Below are 24,208 nucleotides of genomic sequence, written 5' to 3' on the forward strand. Positions count from 1 at the left end.
CCATGGCGTCGCGCGGCTGAGGGGAGAACCCGTTCGATGACGGACAACCCGACGACGGGCAAGCCGAAGAAGAACGGCAAGCCGATGAAGAACAAGGAGTATCGCCACCACCTCGAGCCGCTGCACGCCGAACTCGTCGCCTTGCAGGAGTGGGTGAAGGCGTCCGGCGCGAAGATCTGCGTCGTGTTCGAGGGACGCGACACCGCGGGGAAGGGCGGGGTCATCAAGGCGATCACCGAGCGGGTGAGTCCGCGGGTGTTCCGGGTCGTCGCGCTGCCGGCCCCCACCGAGCGGGAGAAGTCGCAGATGTACGTGCAGCGGTACGTGCCGCACCTGCCGGCGGGCGGCGAGATCGTCATCTTCGACCGCAGTTGGTACAACCGCGCCGGTGTCGAACGCGTGATGGGTTTCTGTACGGAACAGCAGGCTCACCAGTTCCTCGAGCTCATCCCGACGGTCGAGCGTGCGATCGTGGAATCGGGAGTCATCCTGCTGAAGTACTGGCTGGAGGTGAGCGAGGAGGAACAGACTCGCCGCCTGCAGAGCCGGATCGACGATCCCCGGAAGATCTGGAAGCTCTCGGACCTCGACCTGAAGTCGTACAGCCGCTGGTACGACTACTCACGGGCCCGGGACGAGATGATCCACTTCACCGACACCGGTTGGGCGCCCTGGTTCGTCGCGGTCAACGACGACAAGAAACGCGGACGCCTCAACATCATCAGTCACCTGCTGAGCCAGATTCCCTACGAGCCACTCGAGCGCCCCGACATCACCCTGCCGGAGCGGCAGGATGCAGACGGCTACGAGCCGCCGAAGCTACCACTGCACTGGATTCCGACTCCCTACTGAGGGTCCGAGCAGGGAAGGACGAGCGGTCATGGCGACGATGGAACCAGTGCCGGACGGGGCACACACCGGCCCGGCCACGCAGGCCCGCACGGACTGGCACGCCCGGGACGCCGAGGCCGTGGTGTCCGCACTCGCCACCGATCCGCAGTCGGGTCTGACGGCGGGCGAGGTGGACGAACGGCGCCGGCGGTACGGGCCCAACGTCATTGCCGCCGAGCCGGCGCCGTCGACTTGGTCGATCGCGCTGGTGCAGCTGAGGGATCCGATGAACCTGATGCTGGTCGCGGTGGCCGTGCTCAGCGTCGTCATCGGGGAGATCCCGACGGCGATCGTGGTCGCGGTGCTCGTCGGGCTCAACGTGGTGCTGGGCACCAGGCAGGAGGTGAAGGCACGCGCCAGCGTGGACGCGCTGGCGAAGATGCAGACGCCGCAGGGGCGGGTGATCCGCGGCGGAACGCTGATCCAGCTCGACGCCACCGAACTCGTGCCGGGCGACGTGGTGCAGCTCGAGGCGGGCGACATCGTGCCCGCGGACGGCCGCCTGCTCACCTCGGCCACCCTGGAGACCCAGGAGGCGGCACTCACCGGCGAGAGCGCTCCTGTCGCAAAGGATCCGCAGACGCTCGGCGCCGCCGACGTCCCGCTCGGCGACCGCAGCAACATGGCCTTCCAGAACACCTCGGTCACCCGCGGCACCGCCACCATGGTGGTCACCGAGACGGGCATGCACACCCAGATGGGTCAGATCGCGTCGATGCTCTCGGCGGTGGCGCCGAGCAGGTCTCCTCTGCAGCGGGAACTGGACTCGCTGACCAAGGTGCTCGGTGTCATCGCGTGGACGGCGGTGGCGACCATCGTGGTCATCGGGGTGATCCGGGGACAGGACGTCACGACGCTTCTGCTGCTGGGCATTTCGATGGGGGTGTCCGCGATCCCGACCGGCATGCCGACGTTTGTCCAGGCGATGCTGGCCTACGGCGCGCGGCAGTTGGCCGATGCGAAGGCCGTCGTGAAGAACCTGACGGATGTCGAGACGCTCGGCGCGACCAGCGCGATCAACTCGGACAAGACCGGCACCCTGACGATGAACCAGATGACCGTGCGGTCGCTGTACTTCCACTGCCGGTGGTACACGGTCGAGGGTGAGGGCTACGCCAAGTCCGGGAAGATCACCCAGGTGGCGGGCGAGCCGGTCCCGGACTTCACGCTGCTGGCGTACGGGCTGTGCCTCGACAGCGACGCCACCGTCTCCGACACCGGCGAGGTCGTCGGCGACCCGACCGAGGCCGCGCTGGTGGTGCTCGCGGCGAAGATCGGCGTCGACGCCCCGCGCACGCGCCGGACCTACCCGCGCGTCGCCACGGTGCCGTTCGACTCCGCGTACAAGTTCATGGCGACCTTCCACCACCTCCAGGTCGACGGCGGCACCCAGTTCGTGGAACTGGTCAAGGGCGGACCCGACGTGGTCCTGGCCAGGTGCACGACCGCCTTCCGGCCGGGCCGGCAGACGGTCCCGCTCGACGAGGTCCGGGAGGAACTGGCGGCGGCGACCCGGACCATGTCCGAGAAGGGACTTCGCGTGCTGGCGTTCGCCGCCCGTCGACTCGACGGGAGCGAGGACGCCGCGGCGGCCGACCCCATGTCGTTGGTCGACGACCTCACGTTCGTCGGCATGGTCGGCATCATCGACCCGCTGCGGCCGGAGGCGATCGAAGCGGTGCGCATCGCGCACGAGGCGGGCATCGCCGTTCGGATGATCACCGGCGACCACGCGATCACCGCGTCCGCGATCGGGGCCGAGCTCGGCCTCGGACCCGGCGCGATCGGCGGCCCCGAACTCCAGGCCATGACCGACGAGGAACTGTCGGCGGCCCTGCCCGGACTGCACGTGTTCGGACGCGTCACCCCGCAGGACAAACTGCGGCTGGCCGACATCATGCAGAAGGACGGCGCCGTCGTCGCGATGACGGGGGACGCCGTCAACGACGCCGCCGCGCTGAAGAAGGCCGACATCGGCGTGGCCATGGGCTCGGGCAGCGAAGTCACCAAACAGGCGGGCAAGATGGTGCTCACCGACGACAACTTCGGGACGCTGATCACGGCAATTCGCCTGGGCCGCAACATTTACGAGAAGATCGTGTCGTACATCCGGTACCAGATGTCGAAACTCTTCTCGCTGGTTCTGCTGTTCCTCGTCGCGAGCATCTTCAACATCAACGACGGGGTCGCACTCACGCCGCTGATGGTGCTCTTCCAGCACTTCTTCATCACCCTGTTCCCGGTGGCCGTCATCATGCTCGACCCGGCGCCGCCGGACCTGATGAACAAGCCGCCCCGCGACCGCGCGATGCCGATCGCGAACCGGCCGGCGTTTGTCCAGTGGCTGGCGTACGGGGTGCTGCAGTTCGCGCTCACGCTTGCCGCGATGCTCCTCGCCCCGGGCGAAATGAGCACGACCGAGGCGAACGTCCCCATGACGACCGCGTTCGTGGTGCTCTCGCTCGGTTCCATCCTCGGGGGGCTCGCCATGCGGCGCGACCCGGAATCCGGACTAGTCCCTCCCGTCCTCGGCGCGCTCAAGATCCTGTCGGTCCCGATCGTCGTCACGGTGTTCGCGGTCGAGCTCGGCTTCCTCCAGGACCTCCTGATGACGACGTCGTTGACGGGAGGCCAGTGGCTCGCCTGCCTCGGCTGGTCGCTGATCGTCCCGATCGTCGTGGAGGCGGACAAGGCGCTGCGGCGTCGGCGTCGCCGGCACGCGCAGCCGCTCCCGCCGATCCCCGCCGAGGTCGCCGTCGACCCGCAACGGGCCCGCGCCCGCTGACCGCGAACCATGTCCTGGCGAGAAGGTCTGGGCCGGTTGCCCGGGGTCGCGACGGCCCGGGGGTACCGCCGTGAGTGGCTGCGCGCCGACGTCACCGCCGGCCTCGTCCTCACCGCCCTGCTGATCCCCGCCGGGATGGGGTACGCCGAGGCCGCCGGGTTGCCCGCGTACGCCGGGCTCTACGCCACCATCGTGCCGCTCCTCGCGTACGCGCTGGTGGGGCCGTCGAAGATTCTCGTGCTCGGCCCGGACTCGTCGCTGGCACCGCTCATCGCCGCCGCGGTGCTGCCGTTGGCGGTGACCGGGGACCCCGACGAGGCGCTCGCCCTCGCCGGCGTGCTGGCCGTCCTCGTCGGGCTCATCCTCCTGGTCGGCGGGTTCCTGAATCTCGGCTTCGTCACCGAACTGCTCTCGAAGCCCATCCGGCTCGGATACCTCAACGCGATCGCGCTCATCGTCGTGGTCGGTCAGCTGCCCAAGCTGCTCGGGATCTCGGTCGACGCGTCCGGGGTGCTCGGCGAGATCGCGGAGATCGGGCAGGCCGTGGTCGGCGGGGAGGTCGATCCCCTCGCCGCCGCGGTAGGCATCGGCTCGCTGGCCGTCATCGTCGGGTTCCGGGTGTGGCTCCCCGCAGTGCCCGGGGTGCTGGTGGCCGTGATCGGGGCGATCGTGCTGTCCGCCTCGGCGGGACTCACCGACGACATCGGGATGGTCGGTGCGCTGCCGAAGGGGTTGCCGCTGCCGTCCGTCGGCGGTGTCGACTGGCAGGACGTCGGGCACCTGATCGGGCCCGCGGCCGGTATCGCCCTGATCGCGTTCGCAGACAGCGGCGTGCTCTCGCGCACCTTCGCCGCCCGGCACGGGGAGGACGTGAACGGCAGCACCGAGATGAAGGCGATCGGGGTCGCCAACGTGGCCGGCGGGCTGTTCGGCGGCTTCCCGATCTCGGCGAGCGGGTCCCGGACCCCGGTGGCCGAACAGAGCGGCGCCCGCACCCAACTGGCCGGCGTCGTCGGCGCACTCGCGGTACTGCTGTTCGTGCTCGTCGCGCCCGGGGTCACCGCCTACCTACCCGATGCCACCCTCGGGGCCGTGGTGATCGTCGCGGCCACGGCGCTGGTCGACGTGCGCGGCATGGTCCGGATGTGGCGCATGAGCACCGTGGAGTTCGGCCTCGCGGCGGCGGCGTTCCTCGGGGTGGCGCTGGTGGGCGTGCTGCAGGGCATCCTCGTGGCGATCGGGCTGTCGTTCGTCGCGGTGGTCGCGCAGGCCTGGCAGCCGTACCGCACCGAACTCGTCGAGACGACGGACCGCCCGGGCTTCCACGACGTCGTGCGTCACCCCGGCGGGGACCGCATTCCCGGACTGGTGCTGGTGCGGTTCGACGCGCCACTCTTCTTCGCGAACGGCCAGATATTCGACGAGTACGTGCGGTCGGTGGTGGCGAAGGCCCCGACCCCGGTCGAATGGGTGGTCGTCGCGGCCGAGCCGATCACCGGACTCGACACCACCGCCGTCGACGAACTCGTCGACCTCGACACGTACCTGGAGGGCAACGGGATCCGGTTGGCGTTCGCGGAGATGAAGGGCCCGGTCAAGGACCGGCTCATCCGGTTCGGGCTGGGCGAGAGGTTCGACGCGACGCACTTCTACCCCACGGTCGAGGCCGCCGTGAGCGACTTCCGGGCTCGCAGCCCCGGGCACTCGGCCGACAGCTGACGGCCGGGCGCGACCGGGAGGTTCAGTCGCCCGACCCGGGTCGGGAGACGGCGCGGGGCCGGGACGCGATCTGCCACAGTCGAACCCAGTCGAAGGCCGGCGCGGAGGTACGCACCCCGGGCCGCGTCCTGGGAACCTGTACCCGCAGGGCGCCGGATTCGACGGTGCACCGCACCGGGGTACGGAGCAGCAGGGATTCGCCGTCGACACCCACCGGGATCTCCGGGGTGTCGGCGTCGACGACCACCTCGGCCGCCGTCAGCTGCGTCAGACCCTGAACCCGGGTGCGGCGCAGCAGGCCGACCGCCTGGCGCGTGTTCGTCACCGTCAGCGCGACCGCACCGAGGACGCCGCGGTCGAGACGGTCCCGGTGGCTCAGTCCCGCGAGGTCGCTGTTGCCGTAGGGGTTGTTGCTCACCAGGACCGCCTGCGGTCCGGTCACCTCCGTGTCGCCGATTCGCGCGACGAGTCGAGGCCCGGTGTGTCCGGTGAGCAGATCCGGGAGCAGACCCAGCACGGTGCCCGTCTTGTCGTCCCGGTAGGCGGGGCTTCGGACGATTTCGGCGTAGACGCCGAACGAGGCGTTGTTGACGAAGGTGCGGCCGTTGATGGTGCCGAGGTCGACGCGGAGCTCGACGCCGTCCCGGATCGCGTCCAGCGAACGGGTCGGATCGGTGCGGTCGAGGCCGAGGTCCATCGCGAAGTGGTTGCGGGTTCCGGCGCTGATCACCAGGAACGGCAGTCGGTGTTCGGCGGCGACCGCTGCCACCAGCGCCTGGGTCCCGTCCCCGCCCGCCACCCCCAGCAGGTCGGCGCCGTCGGCCACCGCCTGGCGGGCCAGCGCGGTGACGTCGACGATGCCGGGTCCCTCGAGCAGCGCGACCTCGGCGCCCAGTTCCTGGGCCCGGCGCACCAGGTCGAACTTGGCGACCTTCCCCCCGCCGGAATGCGGGTTCATGATCAGGAACGGGTGTTGTGGTGGCGGCGCGGGCAACTCCGGCATGGCGGTCTCCGAGCGCCCGCCGCGCAGGGCGGCGCGGGCGCACACGAGGGACAGCAGCCCCAGCGCGTACGCGACCAGCACCTCCAGCAGCAGGCCGGCGCGGACGAACATGGCCAGGACGGCGATCGGTGCGAGCACCGCCACGCCCAGGGAGATCCACCTCGCCGCCCCGCGGCGGGTGAGGAACCAGTACAGGGCGGCCACCGTGACCACCACACCGCCGACCCCGACGACGACCAACCCCACCGTGCCCAGTAATCCGGCGGACAGCACGGGCACCGCCGCCGCGCCGACCGCACACACCAGCGCCGCCCACGCCCACCAGCGCCGGGCGCCGTCACCGGTGACCACCTGTTCGACCGACGGATACTCGGGCATCTGATCGGGCCTTCCCGGCGGAGGTGCGACTTGCCGTCTGGTTCATCATCCACCCGGAGGGGGACGATCACAGCGGTATTGCCTACGCCGCGGAACGTAGCCGGCGTCTACTGACACCGCCGCGAGGCCGGAGACGTCAGGACGCCAGCTGCCGCCACAGGAACTCGTAGGTCAGCGCGGACTTGAACGCCTGCTGCGCGTTGTCCGCGGCGCCGCCGTGCCCGCCCTCGATGTTCTCGTGGTACCAGACCGGGTGGCCCTGTTCCTCGAGCAGCGCGGCCATCTTCCGCGCGTGCCCGGGGTGCACCCGGTCGTCACGCGTCGAGGTGGCGATCAGGACCGGCGGGTAGGCGCGGTCCGGGTCGGTGTTCTGGTACGGCGAGTACTGCGAGATGAACTCCCACTCGGCCGGGTCGTCGGGGTCGCCGTACTCGGCCATCCAGGACGCGCCGGCCAGCAGCAGGTGGTAGCGCCGCATGTCCAGCAGCGGCACCTGGCACACGATGGCACCGAAGAGTTCGGGGTACCGCGTGAGCATGACGCCCATCAGCAGCCCGCCGTTGCTGCCGCCGTGTGCTCCGAGTTGCGCGGCGGTGGTGATCCCGCGCGCGACCAGGTCGCGCGCGACCGCGGCGAAGTCCTCGAATGCCTTGTGCCGACCGGCCTTGAGCGCCTGGGTGTGCCACTCGGGGCCGTACTCGCCGCCGCCGCGGATGTTCGCGACCACGTAGGTGCCGCCGCGCTCGAGCCAGCCCAGGCCCAGGGCGCCGCTGTAGCCCGGCACCATCGAGTTCTCGAAGCCGCCGTAGCCGTACAGCAGGGTGGGCCCGGCCGGGGTGCCGTCGCGGCGGACCGTGAAGTACGGGACCGACGTGCCGTCGTCGGACGTGGCGAAGTGCTGTGTGACGGTGAGCGATTCGGCGTCGAAGAAGGTCGGCGCCTGCTTGAGCGACTCGACGGGCTCGCCGACGTAGCCGTGCAGCAGCGTGGCGGGCGTGGTGTACCCGCTGGAGTTGAGGAAGTACTCGTCGCTCTCGACCGGATCGACGTCGAGGACGTCGGTGGCGTTGAGCGCGGGCAGGCCCTCGAACGGCACGTCGGACCAGCCGTCGGGGTGCGGGGTGAGCACCCGCATCCGGGTCTGCACGTCCCGCAGGGTCACCAGCAGCAGGTGGTGGCGCGTCCAGACGTACTGCTCGAGCGAGGTGTGCGCGTCGGGTTCGAAGAGCACCGTCAGCTCCCGCGACCCCGCCAGGTAGTCGTCGTACCGCGCGGCCAGCAGTGTGCCCGAGGCGAATTCACGATCCCCGACGGTCCAGGGGGAGCGGGTGCGGACCAGCAGCCACTCGCGGTGCACCGACAGCCCGGCGTCCTCGGGCGTATCGATCCGGACCAGGTCGCCGTCGCCCCGCAGTTCGAAGCGTTGCGAGGAGTAGAAGTCGACGGCGCGGTCGACGAAGTCCCGCTCGAAGCCGGGCGTGCGGTCGTGCCAGGCGGACACCGCCACGTCGGTCTGCTTGCCCTCGTAGACGGGCACCGCCTCGTCGACCGGGGTGCCGCGGCGCCAGCGTGCGGCCACCCGCGGGTACCCGGAGTCGGTGAGGGAACCGTCGCCGGTGTCGGTGCCGACGAACACCGTGTCGATGTCGATCCAGTCGACGTCGGACTTGGCCTCGGGCAGGAAGAAACCGCCCTCCTCGGGCGTCACGAACTCGCGTCGCACCAGGTCGAACTCGCGGATCACGGCGGCGTCGGCGCCGCCGCGCGAGAGGCTGATCAGGGCCCGGGTCTCGTCGGGCCGCAGCACCTGCGAGGAGGTCCACACCCAGTTCTCGCCCTCGGCCTCGGCCAGCGCGTCGAGGTCGCACAGCACGTCCCAACGCGGTGCCGCGGTGCGGTACTCGTCCATGGTGGTGCGCCGCCACAGCCCCCGCACGTGCGTACCGTCGCGCCAGAAGTTGTAGAGGAACTCGCCGCGGCGGCGGACGTACGGGATCCGGGCGTCGGTGTCGAGCACCGCCCGGATCCGCTCCCGCAACCCGGCGAACTCGGCGTCGTCGGCGAATTCGGCGACGGTGCGGGCGTTGCGGGCGCGCACCCAGTCCAGGGCGGCGTCGCCGGTGACATCCTCGAGCCAGAGATACGGGTCGGTCATGTCGGACATTCTTGCAGCGTCGGGCGATCGGCTAGCGTTCGGCGAATGACCGCGCCGAGCTATCCACTCTGGGAGCAGCACTGCTGCCTGCCGCTGCAGCCGAGCGCGTCGATCGGGGAGTTGCTGCGGTACCGCCGGCCGGCGGGCAGCTACCTCTCGGTCAACGTGGGGTACGCGCCGCAGTCGCTCGCCGAGGCGACCGGTATCGCCGAGAGCTTCCGGGACCAGGCGCGGGAGTACGACGCCGTCGAGCCGATCGCCACCCTTGCGGACGTGGACGCCGTGCGCGCCGGCGGTGGGATCGCGCTGGCCTTCGACCTCGAGGACTCCAACCCCCTGGACGGTGACCCGGCCAACCTCGCGCATTTCTACCGGCTGGGGGTGCGCTCGATGCTGCCCACCTACAACCACGCCAACGCGGCGGGCTGCGGGTGCCTCGACGCCACCGACACCGGACTGACCGGGTACGGCCGCGACCTGGTCCGCGAGATGAACGCGGTCGGGATGATGGTCGACGGCTCGCACTGCTCGGTCCGGACCGGTCTGGACCTGGCCGAGACCACGACGCGGCCGATGATCTACAGCCACTCCAACCTGCGCCGGCTGTGGGAGCACCCCCGCAACATCACCGACGAGCAGGCCCGCACCTGCGCCGAGACCGGCGGGGTGATCGGGATCAACGGTGTCGGCATCTTCCTCGGCGTCAACGGCCCGGACGACCACGCGCGCCGGCTGTCCGCGATGGCCGACCACATCGAGGCCGCCGTCGACCTGGTCGGTGTCGAACACGTCGGGATCGGGTCCGACTACTCGTTCGACCACGAGGACTTCCTCGTCGAGATCGCCACCCACTCGGAGTCCTTCTCCGCGGCGTACACCGCGTGGGGCCCGCTGCAGTGGGTGCCGCCGGAGGACACCCTGACCCTGGACCGGGTGCTGCGCGAGCGGGGGTTCGACGAGCCCGCGATCGAGGCCGTGTACGGCGGCAACTTCGCCCGCGTGGCCGCACAGGTGTGGTCTACCGGCGGGTAAGGAGACCGTCTCGGGACAGCGAATCGGGACGGGACTACCCTGATGTCTCGTGACCTCACACTATGACGTCGTTGTCCTCGGTGCCGGTCCCGGTGGGTACGTCGCTGCTATCCGCGCGGCACAGCTGGGCCTGAAAACCGCCATCATCGAAGAGAAGTACTGGGGCGGTGTCTGCCTCAACGTGGGCTGCATCCCGTCCAAGGCGCTCCTGCGCAACGCGGAGCTCGCGCACATCTTCCACAACGAGGCCAAGACCTTCGGCATCTCGGGAGACGTGAGCTTCGACTTCGGAGCAGCCTTCGACCGCAGCCGGCAGGTAGCCGACGGCCGCGTCAAGGGCGTGCACTTCCTGATGAAGAAGAACAAGATCGCCGAGTACGAGGGTCGCGGCAGCTTCACCAGCGCCAACGCCATCACGGTGACCAAGGCCGACGGCTCCACGGAGTCCGTCACCTTCGACAACGTCATCATCGCCACCGGCACCAAGACCCGCCTGCTGCCGGGCACCTCGCTCAGCGCGAACGTGGTGACCTACGAAGAGCAGATCCTCACCAAGGACCTGCCGGGCTCGATCCTCATCGTCGGTGCCGGCGCGATCGGCATGGAGTTCGCCTACGTCCTGCACAACTACGGCGTGAAGGTGACGATCGTCGAGTTCCTCGACCGCGCGCTGCCGAACGAGGACGCGGACGTCTCCAAGGAGATCGCGAAGCGGTACAAGAAGTACGGGATCGACATCAAGACCTCCACCGGGGTCCAGACGATCACCGACAACGGCGCCGCCGGCGTCACCGTCACCATGGCCAAGAACGGCAGCGACCAGGTCGAGACCGTCGTGGTCGACAAGGTGCTGCAGGCCATCGGCTTCGCCCCGCAGATCGAGGGCTTCGGCCTGGAGAACACCGGCGTCGCCCTCACCGACCGCGGCGCCGCCATCGCGATCGACGAGCGGATGCGCACCAACGTCCCCGGCATCTACGCGATCGGTGACGTCACCGCGAAGCTGCAGCTCGCGCACGTCGCCGAGGCACAGGGCGTCGTCGCCGCCGAGACCATCGGCAACGCCGAGACCCTCGAGCTGGGCGACTACCGGATGATGCCGCGCGCCACCTTCTGCCAGCCGCAGGTCGCGAGCTTCGGTCTCACCGAGGAGCAGGCCAAGGCGGAGGGCTACGACGTCAAGGTCGCGACCTTCCCGTTCACCGCGAACGGCAAGGCGCACGGCCTGGCCGACCCGTACGGCTTCGTCAAGCTCATCGCCGACAAGACGCACGGCGAGCTGCTCGGTGGCCACCTCATCGGCCCCGACGTCTCCGAGCTGCTGCCCGAGCTGACCCTGGCCCAGAAGTGGGACCTGACGGTCAACGAGCTCGCGCGCAACGTCCACACGCACCCCACGCTCAGCGAGGCGCTGCAGGAGGCCATCCACGGCCTCGCCGGACACATGATCAACTTCTAGGCCCCACATACGCGAACGGCCCCGCCCCCTGTTGGGAGCGGGGCCGTTCGCGTTCGCGGAGGCACCACGGGCGGCGGAGCCGCCTAGTGGATGCCGACGGCGGCCTCGTCGGGCAGATCGCCCCTCTTGGCGCGGACCAGTACCAGCACGACCGGGGTGACGACGGCCATCAGGACCGCCGCCCAGACGAAGGCAGCGGCGTAGCCCGACACCTCGGCCCCGAAGAAGTAGTCCGTCAGGGAGTCGACGAAGTCCTGCACCGGCTGCGGCAGCAGGGCGAGCTGGCCGGGGTCCGGGAGACCGGCGCCTGTCAGGTCGGTCGGGACCATCGAGTCCGGTACGCCCGCGGGGGGAACGGGCGCCGCGTGCTCGGTGGTGAACGCGGACTTCGCCGACGCGTAGATGGTGGTGAACAGCGCGGTGCCGATCGCGCCGCCTACCTGCATGGTGGCGTTGACCAGGGCGCTCGCGGCGCCGGCGTCGTGGTTCGGGACGCCGACCAGTGCCAGGTTCTGCATCGGCACCATCAGCAGCCCGAGGCCGAGGCCGAGGACCGCCAGGCCCGGCAGGACGTGGGTCCAGTAGGAGCTGTGCACCCCGATCTGCGAGAGCAGCAGCAGCCCGGCCGCCGAGATCACGGGACCGGCCACCATCAGCGGCTTCGGTCCGATCCAGGTGGACAGCTGCGCAGCCACGGTGGACGCGATCACGATGAAGAACGTCATCGGCAGGGCGGCGGCGCCCGCCATGGCGGGGCTGAATCCGAGCACGATCTGCAGGTAGAACGTCAGGTACAGGGTGGCGCCGAGCAGGACCGAACCGACCACCATCGAGCCGATCAGGGCCGCGCCGCGGTCGCGATGCCACGGAATGCTCAGAGGCAGCAGGGGGTTGGCGGTGCGGCGCTCCACCAGCACGAAGAGCGCGAGGAAGGCCAGTCCCAGCGCGATGAACGTGATGGTGTCGGTCCGGCCCCAGCCGTGCTCGGCCCGGGTGAAGCCGTAGACCAGCGAGCCGAGGCCGAGGGCGATCAGGACCGCGCCGGGCAGGTCGTAGCTGGTGTCGCCGTGCGCCTTGGTCTCCTTGACGATCGGCACGGTGACGGCGATCGCGAACAGGGCGATCGGGATGTTCACCAGCAGGCACCAGCGCCAGTCCACGTACTGCGTCAGGACCCCGCCGAGCAGCAGGCCGATGGCCGCGCCGCCGCCGGAGATCGCGCCGTACACGGCGAACGCCTTGGCGCGCTCCTTCTCGCCGACGAAGGTGGTGGTCAGGATGGACAGGGCGGCGGGGGCGAGCAGCGCCGCGAACACGCCCTGGCCGGCCCGGGCGACGAACAGCTCGATGCCGGTCTGGGCGAACCCGCCGACGGCCGAGGCGACCGCGAAGCCGGCCATGCCGACGACGAACGAGCGCTTGCGTCCCCAGTAGTCGGCGATACGGCCGCCCAGCAGCAGCAGCGCGCCGAACGCGAGCGCGTAGGACGTGACCACCCACGCGCGGTCGAGGTCGCTGATGTTCAGGTCGGCCTGCGCCGCGGGCAGCGCGATCGAGACGATCGTGCTGTCGAGCACGACCATCAGTTGCGCGAACGCGACGATGCAGAGCACCAGCCAGCGCCGGTCGTGGTTGGGGTTGTCGGAGGCCGGCCCGGCGGCGCTCTCGACGGTGGAGATGGTGGTCACGGGATTCCTCGGGGTCGGCGGTTACACGCCACGGCGATCGCACGGACGACCGGCCTGAAGCTACCGAGTCGCCCCGGATCGAGTCAAACGAAATAGTTCGTTCGGTTACGATCGTCACCATGGCAGCCCCGGACGTGAGTGCAACGAAACAGCGGATCCTCGACGCGGCGAGCGCCGAGTTCGGCACCTACGGGTTGGCCGGAGCGCGCATCGACCGCATCGCGTCGGAGGCGAAGGCCAGCAAGGAACGCCTGTACGCGTACTTCGGCGACAAGGTGGCCCTGTTCCATGCGGTGCTCGACGCCAACTTCGCCGAGGCCATGGAGAACCTCTCGTTCGACGGCGCCGACATGCCGGAGCACGCGGTCGCGCTGTTCGACGACATGCTCGCCAAACCCGACATCCAGCGAATGATGATCTGGGGCCAACTGCAGGGCGAGTCGACCCGGATGCGCGAACTGGCCGAGTCGCACCCGAGTTGGGAACGTCGAACCGGCTCGATCCGCCGGGCGCAGTCGGACGGCATCGTCGACGCCCGCTGGGAGCCGCGGGAACTGATCACCATGATGTTCGGCATCGTCTTCGGCTGGGTGGTGGCTCCCGGCGCCGACTGCAACGACGGCCTCGACGAAGACGCCCTCGCGCACCGCCGTGACGCGGTGCACGAGGCCGTCCACCGGCTCTGCGCTCCCTGACCCGGTAGGCGCCTGCGGCGCTCGTACGAGCAGCGGAGCTGCCTAGCGGGCCAGGTACGCCCGCCAGCCGCCGAACTCGGTGATGTCGGTGGCGCCGGCCACCGAGTCGTGGGTGCAGCTGAACCCGACGACGGCCCGGCCGTCGGCCAGCTCGACGCGGGTGAGCGCCATCGGCGCGGGCAGCGCCGCGAGGAAGGTGCCGAGCCCCGTGGTCGACACCCGGAACAGCTCGCCGAGGATCGGCGCGCCCAGCCCGGGTCCGCGGCGCACCAGGCCCGGCTTGGCCGGCGTGGTGTCCAGCGCGGCGAGCCGGTACGCGTCGGTGGTCGTGACGGTGCCCGCGAACCGGGCGCCGAGGTCCTCGAGCTGGAAGTGCAGCGGCTGCCCGCGCAGGTGGGCACCGAACACGGCGAGCTCGACGCCCTCGTCGACCAGGGTGGGCGCGTCCACACCGGCGAGCCGGGCGGCCAGGTCGACCGCCACCTGGTCGTCGAAGGCAGGGACGACGAACATGACGCCGAACGGGTCGCCGGTTGCGGTGTCGGCGCCCGGCACCGCAACCGCGGCCATGTCCAGCAGGTTGCAGAAGTTGGTGTACGTCCCCATCCGCCGGTTGATGCCGATCGGGTCCTGTTGCACCGCAGCGATTGTCGGGTGCTCCGTGGTTGTGGGTAGCAGCAGCGCGTCGAATCCCGCCAGCAGTTCGCGTGCCGCGGCCCGGGCGCGGGCGAGTGCGTCGAGGTCTTCGGCGAACTCGTGCCCGGTCGTGTTCGCGGCGGCGGCGACGATGGCGGTCACGGTGGGGTCGGCGCCGGCCGGGCCGGTGGCGAGGAAGGCCCCGACCGCGGCGTACCGCTCGGCCACCATCGCACCGTCGTAGAGAAGTCGGGCGGCGCCGAGGAGCGGCGAGATGTCGACGTGCTCGACGGCGGCGCCACCGCCGGCCAGGGCGGTCACGGTGCGCTCGAAGGCATCGCGGTAGTCGGGGCAGAGCGCCGCCAGGTCCTCCGGCCGAGGCACCGCGACCCGCGGCGCGCTGGGGGCCGCCATCCGTACGTCCGCGGGCCAGCGCCTGCTTCGCGGATCGAGCGGGTCCGGGGCCGCCATGATGCGGGCCGCCGTGACGGCGAGGTCGAGATCGGCCGCGAACACGGTGAGGCAGTCGTAGTCGACGCAGGCCGGCACGACGCCGTGGGTTGAGACCACCCCCATCGTCGCCTTGACCCCGACGATCCGGTTCAGGGCCGCCGGCACCCGGCCGGAACCGGCGGTGTCGGTGCCGATTCCGATGTCGGCGATGCCCAGCGCCACGGCCACCGCGGATCCCGAACTCGAGCCGCCAGACACCCGCTCCGGGTCGGCGGCGGACCGCACCGCGCCGTACGGACTGCGGGTGCCGACCAGGCCCGTCGCGAACTGGTCGAGGTTGGTCTTGCCGAGCACCACGGCGCCGCGGGCCACCAGGCGGGCGACCGCGCTCGCGGTGGCGTCGGGCCGGTAGGCGAACTCGGGGCAGGCCGCGGTGGTGGGCAGCCCCGCCACGTCGACGTTGTCCTTGACCGCCAGCAGCAGGCCGGCCAGTGGCAGCGGCTCGCCCGCGGCCAGGCGGGCCGCCACCGCGTCGGCCTCGGCGCGGACCTCCGCCTCGGGCCGCAGCGTGATCCACACCTCGGGCCGGTCCACCTCCTCGATCCGGCGGTACGCCGCGTCGACGCGGTCGGCGGGGGAGATGCCCGCGGCGCCGCGGGCGTCCCCGGTGCTGCCTGCGATGTCGATGCTCATGCCTGCACCCCTTCGATCTCGGCCTGTCCGATCACCGCGAGTGGGGTGCCCGGCTCGACCTTGTCGCCCGGCGCGACAAGGACTTTCAGGATCGTTCCGGATGCGGGACAGGGGACCGGCAGCTCCAGCTTCATCGCCTCGAGCACCAGCGCGCACCGTCCGGACTCGACCTGCATCCCCGGCTCGACCTCCACCCGCCAGACGCTGCCGACCATGGGTGCCTCGAGCACCACCGCGCCCGGCGGCAGGTCGGCGACCTCGGTCGCGGCCGGCTCCGGGGCCGGCACGAGTTCCACCCGGTCGAATTCGCCCGCCGCGCGCCAGGCGGCCTTCTCGGCCTCGAAGGCCGCGGACTGCCGGGCCTCGAATGCCGCGATGGACTCCGCGTTCGCGTCCAGGAAGCTCAGGTGGTCCGCGAACGCGAAGGTGCCGTCGGAGACCTCGGCGTCGAAGCGTCCGGACGCCGCCTGCGCGCGGTACTCCGACAACTGCTCCGGGCTCACGGGCTCCCAGACGATGCGGTCGAAGAAACGGAACATCCAGGGCTTGTCCTGCTCGAACGGCGGGTGCTGCCGGTAGCCCGACCAGATCGGCACGGTCCGCCCGATCAGCTGGTACCCGCCCGGCGACTCCATGCCGTAGACGCAGAGGTACTTGCCGCCGATCCCGACCGCGTCGGACGGGGTCCAGGTGCGTGCCGGGTTGTACTTCGTGGTCACCAGCCGGTGCCGCGGATCGAGCGGAACCGCCAGCGGCGCACCGAGGTACACGTCGCCGAGGCCGAGGACCAGGTACTGCGCGTCGAAGACGGCGTCACGCACCTCGTCGACGCTCGACAGACCGTTGACCCGTCGGATGAACTCGGTGTTCGACGGCAGCCAGGGCGCCTCGTCGCGGACGCCGCTCCGGTACCGGTCGATGGCCTCGGCGATGGACGGGTCGTCGAAGGAGAGTGGCAACCGGACCGTCCGGCTCGGGACCACGAGGTCGCCGGTCAGCGGCAACGAGTCCTCGATGTCCTGCAGCAGTCCGAGCAGGCGGTAGGCCGGCAGCACGTCCGGGTCGAAGTGCAGGTGCAGCGACCGCACGCCCGGTGTGACGTCGATCAGGCCCGGGATCCGTTGCTGCGTCAGCTCTGTCGCGAGCACGTGGACGCGCATGCGCAGACCGAGGTCGAGTTCCATCGAGCCGTACTCGACCAGGATGTTGTCGTCCCCGCCGCGAAGGTACGCCACCTCCGGACGGTCCGGGAGCCGCGGCGAGCTGCCGAGCATGCCGCCGTCGCTGCCGGTCGCCCGCAGTTCGGCCGGCGGAAGGTCGAGCGCCCGTACGGAATCCGACCCTCGCAGCGCCGCCGCGCCCGCGTCGGTGACCGGGACGAACCGGACCTCGTCGCCGGGGCGGATCTGGCCGAGCTTCCAGCGGTGCGCCCGCGTCACGGTGAGCGGGCAGGCGAAGCCGCCGAGGCTGGGGCCGTCGGGCCCGAGCAGGATCGGGGTGTCCCCGGAGACGTTGAGGGCTCCGACGCTGTACGGGTTGTCGTGCAGGTTCGACGGGTGCAGGCCGGCCTCGCCGCCGTCCGCTCGGGACCAGGTGGGCTTGGGTCCGTCGAGGCGGATCCSGGTGCGGTTGGCGTGCGTCTGCACCCGCCAGGTGGTCTTGTAGAACTGCGTCATGTCGGACTCGGTGAAGTACGACGGCGCCGGCTGCGGTCCCTCCGTCACCGCGAGGTGCCAGGTGTGGGTGAGGGTGGGCCGGCTGTCCGGCGGAACAGGTTGTGGCGCAGTGAGTCCTGCGGTGTCCTCGAACAGGCCGAGGACGTCCCCGGTGGCGACCGCCTTGCCCGTGACGCCGCCGAAGCCGCCGAGGGTGAAGGTGGACGCGCTGCCGTGGAAGAGCGGCGCGTTGATGCCGCCGCGGATTGCGACGTAGGTCCGCAGGCCGGTGTCGGTGGGGGTCCCGACGTCGAGGACGGTGCCCGCGGGCACGTTCACCGGCACCCACATCGGCACGCTCACGCCGTCGACGGTCACCGGGGCCTGCGCGCCGGTGACGCACACGAGCGTGTCGTCGGAGAACCGGAGCGCGGGGCCGAGCAGGGTGCACTCGAGGCCGGGTGCACCCGCCGGGTTCCCGACCGCGGTGTTGGCCAGTTGGAACGAGAGGTCGTCCATCGGGCCGGACGGCGGGATGCCCACCTCCCACAGACCGATCCGGCCGGGATGGTCCTGCACGGTCGTCATGGTCCCGGCCCGCAGCACGTCCGCGCGCAGCCCGGTCGGGCGCAGCCCGGTCAGCGATGCGGTGGTGTGGGTGGCGTCGAGAACCGTTGTGTGCGTGCAGATCCGGCGCAGCTGCGGCAGGTTCGTCTGGACGCCGAAGATGCGCGTCTCGGCCAGGGCCGCACCGAGGGCGGCGAAGGCTCCCGACCGCGTCGGCGAGGCCGTGATCACCTTGGCGAGCAGGGGGTCGTAGTGCGAGCTCACCTCGGTGCCGGTGTCCACCCAGGTCTCGACGCGGGTGTGGGCGGGGAACTCGACGCTGGTCAGCCGGCCCGCGCTGGGCCGGTAGTCGTGGCCGGGGTCCTCCGCGTACACGCGGGCCTCCACCGCACAGCCGGCGATGGCGGGGCCGGAGTCCGGGAGCCCGTCGAGCATGGCGCGATCGCCCCGCGCGAGCCGCAGCATCCAGGCCACCAGGTCGACGCCGGTGACCTCCTCGGTGACGGGGTGCTCGACCTGCAGTCGGGTGTTCATCTCCAGGAAGGACGCCTCGCCGCGGGCGACGTCGTAGACGAACTCGACGGTGCCGGCCGAGCGGTAGTCCACCGACGACGCCAGCCGCCGCGACGAGCTGAGCAGTTGCTCGACGACGTGCTCGGGCAGCCCCGGCGCCGGGGCCTCCTCCATGACCTTCTGGTTGCGTCGCTGCAGCGAGCAGTCCCGGGTTCCGAGGCTGACGGTGCGGCCAAGCCCGTCCCCGAACACCTGCACCTCGACGTGCCGAGCATCCGCGACGAACCGTTCGAGAAACACTCCGCTGGAGGAGAAGTGGGCCTGCGCCAGGCGCTGGACGCGCTCGTACGCGGCGCGCAGCTCGTCAGCGCTGTGGCAGGCCTGCATCCCGATGCCGCCCCCGCCGCCGACGGCCTTGAGCATCACGGGGTAGCCGATGTCCGTTGCGGTCGCGAGGGCGTCGGACACCGACGCGAGCAGTCCGCTGCCGGGTACCAGCGGCACCCCGACCGCGCGGGCCGCCTCGCGCGCGGTGTGCTTGTTGCCGAACACCCGCAGTTGGTGCGGGGTGGGTCCGACGAAGGCGATCCCGGCCTGTTCGGCGGCCTCGGCGAAGGCGTCGTTCTCGGACAGGAAGCCGTATCCGGGGTGGATGGCGCCCGCGCCGGTGGCCAGGGCCGCCTCGATGACCGCGTCGGACCGCAGGTAGGACTCGGCGGCCGGTGCGGGGCCCAGGCGCACCGCGACGTCCGCCATCTCCACGTGCGCGGCCGCGGCATCGGCGTCCGAGTACACCGCGACGGTCTTGAGTCCGAGGATGTGCGCGGATCTCATGACGCGGCAGGCTATTTCGCCTCGATTGGCGACCAGGAGCGTGTCGAAGGAATACTCGGCCGGCGATGCATTCACCCTTGTGGACATGCATGTATACGCTAGGCAGAGGGTGTTTCGCCCAGATTGCACGCCGTAAAGCGTGAGTTAGCAAGACCTCTCAGAAGTCGCGGTCGATCCGCAGGGTGTCGATGGTGGTGGCCAGTCCGTCGTACTGCGTGACCAGCAGGCAGAATTCGATCATCCGGCGGTCGTCGAAATGCGCGGCCAGCGCGGCCCAGGCCGGGTCGCCGAGATTCTTGGTGGCGACCAGTTCGTCCACCGCCGTCATCAGCGCGCGGTGCCGCGGATCCCAGCCCGCCGCCTCGGGACCGGTGAGCACCCGCCCGAGGATCTCGGGGGTGACGCCGGCCCGGCGTCCGAGCCGGATGTGGTGGTCCATCTCGTACTGGCACCCGCGCAGGTGTGCCACCCGCAGGATCACCAGTTCGGTCTCGTGCCGCGAGATCCGGCCGCCGGGCATCAGTCGGCCGGAGTAGTGCAGCCAGCCGCGGAACAGGCCCTTGGTGCGGCCCAGCGTGCTGAAGATCTTCGCGTCCTCGGCGCCGGAGGCAAGGGTCAGCACCCGCCAGATCGCCCAGTTGACCGGGCCCAGCTCCCGGAACCGTCCCGGCGCGACTCGCGGCGTCACGGTCGCCGGCGTCCCGGGCGCCGCGGAACCTGGCGATTCGGAGTTCGGTGTCGCGTTGCCAACTGTCACAGTGCCCCTTCGTGTGCCGATCGCGCCCGGGCGGGGACGAGATGGGTTGCCTGGTGCGCGAGCATACGCACGGAGATGGCCCCGGGGACGCGGCGCGGCGCGTAGATGCGGGTCTTGCGGGCGGCGATACCCCGTTCGAACGCGTCGATCACCACCGAGACGGGCGATCCCGCCGTGCCCGAGCCGCCGCCGGCCACCGCGCCGTCGAACGAGATCTCGGTCCGGTCGGTGTCGATCTCGCCGAGGTGGGCGATGCCGACCCGGGTTCCGAGCGGGCGCATCTCCAGGCGGAAGGCATTGCCGAGGGCCTCGGCCCCGGCCCGGGTCGCGGAGTACGCGCCGCGCAGCGGGAGCCGGTTGGCCGTGGGGGTCGACGCGACCACCAGCGCGTAGCCGGCGGGGTGACCGATGTGCGGGCCGGCCGCGCGGAGCGTGAAGTAGGTGCCCATCAGGTTGACCTCGACGGCGCGTCGCATGATCTCGGGGTCGCCGTCGACCAGGCTGAGCGGGGCGCCGACGCCGGCGTTGGCGACCACCACGTCCAGCCCGCCGAGACGCTCCGCGAGGTGTTCGACGGCGTCCTCGACCTGGCGCTGGTCGCGCACGTCGCAGTGCCGCCACGGGGCCCGGCCGTTCGCGGTGGCGACCTGTTCGAGGAGTTCGGGTTCGAGCCCCAGCAGCGCCACCCGGGCGCCGCGCTCGTGGAGTCGGCGGGCGAGGCCGGCACCGATGCCGCGGGCCGCGCCGGTGATCAGCACCCGTCGCCCGGTCAGGTCCGCCTCGAGGTTGCGTGCCATCTGCTCAGTCCCCACGTCTTGCCACCGATAGGCCCAACGTCTTGCTACCGATTGGTAGGGAAACGCTAACACCGGGGTGGGGTGACCGGGGAGAATCCGTCAACTAATTGGCAGAGGCGGCGACGGGCGTGGTATGCCACCGCAGTGTCGCCCGTCACATTGCGGTGGCATACCCTCCACGAACACGACATGTCAGGTAACACGCCACACAGGAGCAGCCCATGCTGAGCACGATGCAAGACGCACCCCTGTCCATCGCCCACCTGCTGCGCCACGGCAGCACGGTGCACGGCGACGCCGAGGTCGTGACCTGGACCGAATCGGGCGCCCGCCGGGTGAGCTACGCGCAGGTCGGCAGGCGGTGCGCCGCCCTGGCCCACGCGCTGCGCGGGCTCGGCGTCACGGGCGACGAGCGGGTGGCCACGTTCATGTGGAACAACTCCGAGCACCTCGAGGCGTACCTGACGGTGCCGTCGATGGGCGCGGTGCTGCACACCCTCAACATCCGGCTCTTCCCCGAGCAGTTGGTGCACGTGGCCAACCACGCGGAGGACCACGTGATCATCGTGGACCCGACGCTGATCCCGTTGCTCGCCCCGCAGCTGCCCCAGCTGACCACCGTCAAGCACGTGATCGTCACGGGCACGTCGACCGCGGGACTCGAGGCGCCGGCCGGCGTGCAGGTGCACACCTACGAGGGCCTGATCGAGGGGCAGCCGGAGGAGTTCGACTGGCCCGAGGTGGACGAGCGCAGCGCCGCCGCGATGTGTTACACCTCCGGCACCACCGGTGACCCGAAGGGCGTCGTGTACTCGCACCGTTCGATCTACCTGCACTCGATGCAGGTGTGCATGAGCGACGGTCCGAACCTCGGCCAGGGCGACCGGGCGCTGGCCGTGGTGCCGCAGTTCCACGCGATGTCCTGGGGACTGCCCTACGCCGCGTTCATGATCGGCGCCTCGCTGCTCATGCCGGACCGGTTCCTGCAGCCGGCTCCGCTCGCCGAGTTCATCGCCGCCGAACGCCCGACCTTCGCGGCCGCGGTGCCCACCATCTGGCAGGGGCTGCACCTCTACCTCGAGCAGCACCCGCAGGACATCTCCTCGATGCGGGAGGTGCTGATCGGCGGTGCCGCGGTGCCGCCGGCGCTGATGCATGCCTTCGAGGACGAGCACAACGTGTCGGTCCTGCACGCGTGGGGCATGACCGAGACCTCGCCGCTGGGCTCGGTCGCGCGGCCGCCCGTCGACGCCACGGGTGAGGCGATGTGGAAGTACCGGTACAGCCAGGGCCGTTTCCCGGCCTCGGTGCAGGCGCGCCTGGTCGACGACGAGGGCAAGGTGGTGCCGAACGACGGCAAGAGCATCGGCGAGCTCGAGGTGCGCGGGCCGTGGATCACCGCGTCCTACTACGGCGTGGACGCCGACGACAAGTTCGACGACGGTTGGCTGCGGACCGGCGACGTCGGCACCATCACCCCGGACGGCTACCTGGCGCTGTCCGACCGCACCAAGGACATCATCAAGTCCGGCGGCGAGTGGATCTCGTCCGTCGACCTCGAGAACGCGGTGATGGGGCACCCCTCGGTGGCCGAGGCGGCGGTGATCGGTGTGCCGGACGAGAAGTGGGACGAGCGGCCGCTGGTCGCGGTCGTGTTCCGTGAGGGCAGCGACGCCACCGTCGCCGATGTGCAGGCGTTCCTTGCGGACAAGGTCGCCAAGTGGCAGTTGCCGGAGAACTGGGCCGTCGTGCAGGAGGTGCCGAAGACCAGCGTCGGCAAGTTCGACAAGAAGCGGATCCGCTCCGACTACCAGGACGGCGCACTGACCGTGACGCGGCTGTAGGTCGCGGGTGGGGAGGGGGCGGTGGTGCCGGTCGGCGCCACCGCCCTTCTGTCTGTGCGGTGTCCTGTCTGTGGAGACGGAACCCGCACACAACCAGACCGCTTGCGGCCGAGTGTGTCTCGGCCGCAAACTGGTCTGGTTGTGGGTGAAGGTTCGGGCCTGTGCCTGGTCAGGCCCCGTGGGTCACGCGCCGGTTGTGGGCCGGCCTGGGTCTTCGCAGCGGGTCCACCCAGGCGGGTGGGGTGAACCACGGGAATCCGTCCGATTTGATCTGCACGGCCCAGTGGTTCTTGTGGATGATCGTGTGGTGCTTCTTGCAAAGGAGCACGAGGTTCGACAAGGCGGTGGGACCGTTGTTGGACCAGTGGTGGATGTGGTGGGCGTCAGTCCAGGCGGCGGGGCGTCCGCAGCCGGGGAATGCGCAGCCGCAGTCCCGCGCGACCAGTGCTTTCCGTAGTTTCGGGGAGATGGTGCGGGTGGTGCGGCCTACGTCGAGTGGGTTGCCTTCTCGGTCGACGAAGATCGGGGTGACCTGGGCGTCGCAGGAGATGCGGGCGGCGACGGCGGCGGAGATCGGGCCAGCCCAGGGCATGGTGGCGTGCCTTCTGCGGCGGTAGTGCCGAGGCGGCCTGACATCTGAGCAGCTTTCACCAGGTTCGCCGCCGATGGGTCCGGTTGCGTTGTCGGAGTGGTAGTCCCAGCCTGTTCCGACCCATGCCCCGGTCGCGGGTGTCGGCGCCGTCGCGGACACCGCATCCCGTAGTGCGTCGACGTCGATGGTCACGGTGACGTGCGGTCGCTCGCCGCACTCCATCGGTCCGCGTGCGTTGTCGAGGTGGCCGCGGATGATCTGTTCGAGGGCGTCGGCGCGGCGTTTGGCGGCGGAGCGAGGGTCGCGGATCGGGTGACCGTCGTCGTCGGTGGTCGGGTGCGGCTTGGACAGTCCGGAGAGGGCGGTCTGGAGGGCTTCGCCGGTTTCGGCGTCGAAGGTGCCTTTCACGTGCACCCGACCGCCGAGCGTTGTGCTGGCGAAGAACTCGTTGAGTTCGGGGTTCTCGCCGTCGGGTGGGACGGTGCCGTCGAGTTGCAGGAGTAACTCCAGTGCGCGGGCTCGTCGGCGCAGGACGGTGATGTTCTCGAGGTGCGCGGCGATGAGGAGGTAGGCCTGGCAGTCGTCGGGGCGTCCGCTTTCGGGGTCGGGGTGGGCCCAGTCGGTCTCCACCGGCTCGCCGTCGGGTTGGTCGACGGTGAGGGTTGCGAGCCTGGCGAGGAAGTTGACGATCACCTGGACGTGCCCGAGTTCGATCCGCCCGGCGTCCAGTGCGGCGGCCATCCTCGGATGCAACGGCAACTCACGACCGAGCCGGACGATCCTGCTCGCCTGCCCCGCGGTCATGTGGGTGGCGTCGGCGAGCCAGGACGCGGTGTCCGCGGCACCGAGGTGGTTCGAGAGGCACTGCTGGTCGGCCTCGTGCACCAACCGGACGCRCAAGGCTTCGAGCTCGAGGATCCTCTCCGACAGTTCCGGGACCGCCGACGCGAGTTCGGTTTCGTCGAGTCGCCATGCCTCGACCCGGGCGGGGTCGGTGAGCATGGCGTCGAGTTTCATACATCGAATTCTACTCGCACGTACATTCGATAACAATGATGTTTC

At 70.5% G+C, this 24,208-nt stretch carries 15 protein-coding genes; 7 read left to right on the forward strand and 8 right to left on the reverse strand.

The genetic code is table 11. The features are described from left to right. The first annotated feature begins 36 nt into the window (after positions 1-36). From ppk2 to AC1DU4_RS16930, 3 genes are read left to right on the forward strand one after another with little or no spacing between them, the layout of a single operon-like run. Positions 37-852, forward strand: coding sequence for a polyphosphate kinase 2 (ppk2, locus tag AC1DU4_RS16920; RefSeq protein WP_477841693.1), 816 nt, complete (start codon positions 37-39; stop codon positions 850-852). Between the two features lie 28 nt (positions 853-880). Then, positions 881-3,676, forward strand: coding sequence for a cation-translocating P-type ATPase (locus tag AC1DU4_RS16925; RefSeq protein WP_477841695.1), 2,796 nt, complete (start codon positions 881-883; stop codon positions 3,674-3,676). Positions 3,677-3,685: 9 nt separating this feature from the next. After that, positions 3,686-5,395, forward strand: coding sequence for a SulP family inorganic anion transporter (locus AC1DU4_RS16930; protein ID WP_477841697.1), 1,710 nt, complete (start codon positions 3,686-3,688; stop codon positions 5,393-5,395). 22 nt (positions 5,396-5,417) lie between these two features. Here the strand turns inward: AC1DU4_RS16930 and AC1DU4_RS16935 are convergent, their stop codons facing one another. Continuing rightward, positions 5,418-6,776, reverse strand: coding sequence for a diacylglycerol/lipid kinase family protein (locus AC1DU4_RS16935; protein ID WP_477841700.1), 1,359 nt, complete (start codon positions 6,774-6,776; stop codon positions 5,418-5,420). A 136-nt stretch (positions 6,777-6,912) separates the two neighbouring features. Then, complete coding sequence (locus AC1DU4_RS16940) at positions 6,913-8,940, reverse strand: prolyl oligopeptidase family serine peptidase (RefSeq protein ID WP_477841701.1); 2,028 nt, start codon at positions 8,938-8,940, stop codon at positions 6,913-6,915. Positions 8,941-8,976: 36 nt separating this feature from the next. Here AC1DU4_RS16940 and AC1DU4_RS16945 point away from each other — a divergent pair, with 36 nt between their 5' ends. Both AC1DU4_RS16945 and lpdA read left to right on the forward strand, forming a co-directional pair. After that, positions 8,977-9,963 carry a dipeptidase gene (locus AC1DU4_RS16945; protein ID WP_072842507.1) on the forward strand — a complete coding sequence of 329 codons (987 nt, stop codon included), beginning with the start codon at positions 8,977-8,979 and terminating at the stop codon, positions 9,961-9,963. A 49-nt stretch (positions 9,964-10,012) separates the two neighbouring features. Beyond that, entirely contained in the window at positions 10,013-11,422 is a 1,410-nt protein-coding gene (lpdA, locus tag AC1DU4_RS16950) for a dihydrolipoyl dehydrogenase (RefSeq protein ID WP_477841704.1), read from the forward strand. Between the two features lie 83 nt (positions 11,423-11,505). Here lpdA and AC1DU4_RS16955 read toward each other — a convergent pair whose 3' ends face one another. Next, complete coding sequence (locus AC1DU4_RS16955; protein ID WP_477841706.1) at positions 11,506-13,110, reverse strand: MFS transporter; 1,605 nt, start codon at positions 13,108-13,110, stop codon at positions 11,506-11,508. Between the two features lie 119 nt (positions 13,111-13,229). Between AC1DU4_RS16955 and AC1DU4_RS16960 the strand changes: the two genes are divergently transcribed. Further along, positions 13,230-13,805, forward strand: coding sequence for a TetR family transcriptional regulator (locus tag AC1DU4_RS16960; RefSeq protein ID WP_477841708.1), 576 nt, complete (start codon positions 13,230-13,232; stop codon positions 13,803-13,805). 42 nt (positions 13,806-13,847) lie between these two features. On the opposite strand, the gene atzF is transcribed toward AC1DU4_RS16960, so the two are convergent. From atzF to AC1DU4_RS16980, 4 genes are all read right to left on the reverse strand, one after another. Continuing rightward, positions 13,848-15,587 (reverse strand): allophanate hydrolase, encoded by a 1,740-nt coding sequence (gene atzF / locus AC1DU4_RS16965; protein WP_477841709.1) that lies wholly within the window; start codon positions 15,585-15,587, stop codon positions 13,848-13,850. Further along, on the reverse strand, positions 15,584-19,243 hold the full coding sequence (gene uca, locus AC1DU4_RS16970) for an urea carboxylase (RefSeq protein ID WP_477841711.1): 3,660 nt from the start codon (positions 19,241-19,243) through the stop codon (positions 15,584-15,586). The genes atzF and uca overlap by 4 nt, the downstream gene beginning before the upstream one ends. 70 nt (positions 19,244-19,313) lie before the next feature. Then, entirely contained in the window at positions 19,314-19,844 is a 531-nt protein-coding gene (locus AC1DU4_RS16975; protein ID WP_477841713.1) for a carboxymuconolactone decarboxylase family protein, read from the reverse strand. Between the two features lie 65 nt (positions 19,845-19,909). Continuing rightward, positions 19,910-20,710 carry an SDR family NAD(P)-dependent oxidoreductase gene (locus AC1DU4_RS16980; RefSeq protein ID WP_477841715.1) on the reverse strand — a complete coding sequence of 267 codons (801 nt, stop codon included), beginning with the start codon at positions 20,708-20,710 and terminating at the stop codon, positions 19,910-19,912. A 221-nt stretch (positions 20,711-20,931) separates the two neighbouring features. Between AC1DU4_RS16980 and AC1DU4_RS16985 the strand changes: the two genes are divergently transcribed. Then, a complete protein-coding gene (locus AC1DU4_RS16985) occupies positions 20,932-22,554 on the forward strand; it encodes a long-chain fatty acid--CoA ligase (RefSeq protein WP_477841717.1) in 1,623 nt (540 codons plus the stop codon). A 169-nt stretch (positions 22,555-22,723) separates the two neighbouring features. On the opposite strand, the gene AC1DU4_RS16990 is transcribed toward AC1DU4_RS16985, so the two are convergent. Next, on the reverse strand, positions 22,724-24,163 hold the full coding sequence (locus tag AC1DU4_RS16990) for an HNH endonuclease signature motif containing protein (RefSeq protein ID WP_477841719.1): 1,440 nt from the start codon (positions 24,161-24,163) through the stop codon (positions 22,724-22,726). Positions 24,164-24,208: the final 45 nt, after the last annotated feature.

The sequence above is a fragment of the Rhodococcus sp. P4_F5 genome (assembly GCF_056401315.1).

What these genes read in the sequence shown, in the direction of transcription:
- AC1DU4_RS16945 (WP_072842507.1), top strand. Translation starts at nt 8,977, where the DNA reads ATGACCGCGCCGAGCTATCCACTCTGGGAGCAGCACTGCTGCCTGCCG.
- ppk2 (WP_477841693.1), top strand. Translation starts at nt 37, where the DNA reads ATGACGGACAACCCGACGACGGGCAAGCCGAAGAAGAACGGCAAGCCG.
- AC1DU4_RS16985 (WP_477841717.1), top strand. Translation starts at nt 20,932, where the DNA reads ATGCTGAGCACGATGCAAGACGCACCCCTGTCCATCGCCCACCTGCTG.
- AC1DU4_RS16935 (WP_477841700.1), bottom strand. Translation starts at nt 6,776, where the DNA reads ATGCCCGAGTATCCGTCGGTCGAACAGGTGGTCACCGGTGACGGCGCC.
- AC1DU4_RS16980 (WP_477841715.1), bottom strand. Translation starts at nt 20,710, where the DNA reads ATGGCACGCAACCTCGAGGCGGACCTGACCGGGCGACGGGTGCTGATC.
- AC1DU4_RS16940 (WP_477841701.1), bottom strand. Translation starts at nt 8,940, where the DNA reads ATGTCCGACATGACCGACCCGTATCTCTGGCTCGAGGATGTCACCGGC.
- AC1DU4_RS16925 (WP_477841695.1), top strand. Translation starts at nt 881, where the DNA reads ATGGCGACGATGGAACCAGTGCCGGACGGGGCACACACCGGCCCGGCC.
- AC1DU4_RS16930 (WP_477841697.1), top strand. Translation starts at nt 3,686, where the DNA reads ATGTCCTGGCGAGAAGGTCTGGGCCGGTTGCCCGGGGTCGCGACGGCC.
- atzF (WP_477841709.1), bottom strand. Translation starts at nt 15,587, where the DNA reads ATGAGCATCGACATCGCAGGCAGCACCGGGGACGCCCGCGGCGCCGCG.
- AC1DU4_RS16960 (WP_477841708.1), top strand. Translation starts at nt 13,230, where the DNA reads ATGGCAGCCCCGGACGTGAGTGCAACGAAACAGCGGATCCTCGACGCG.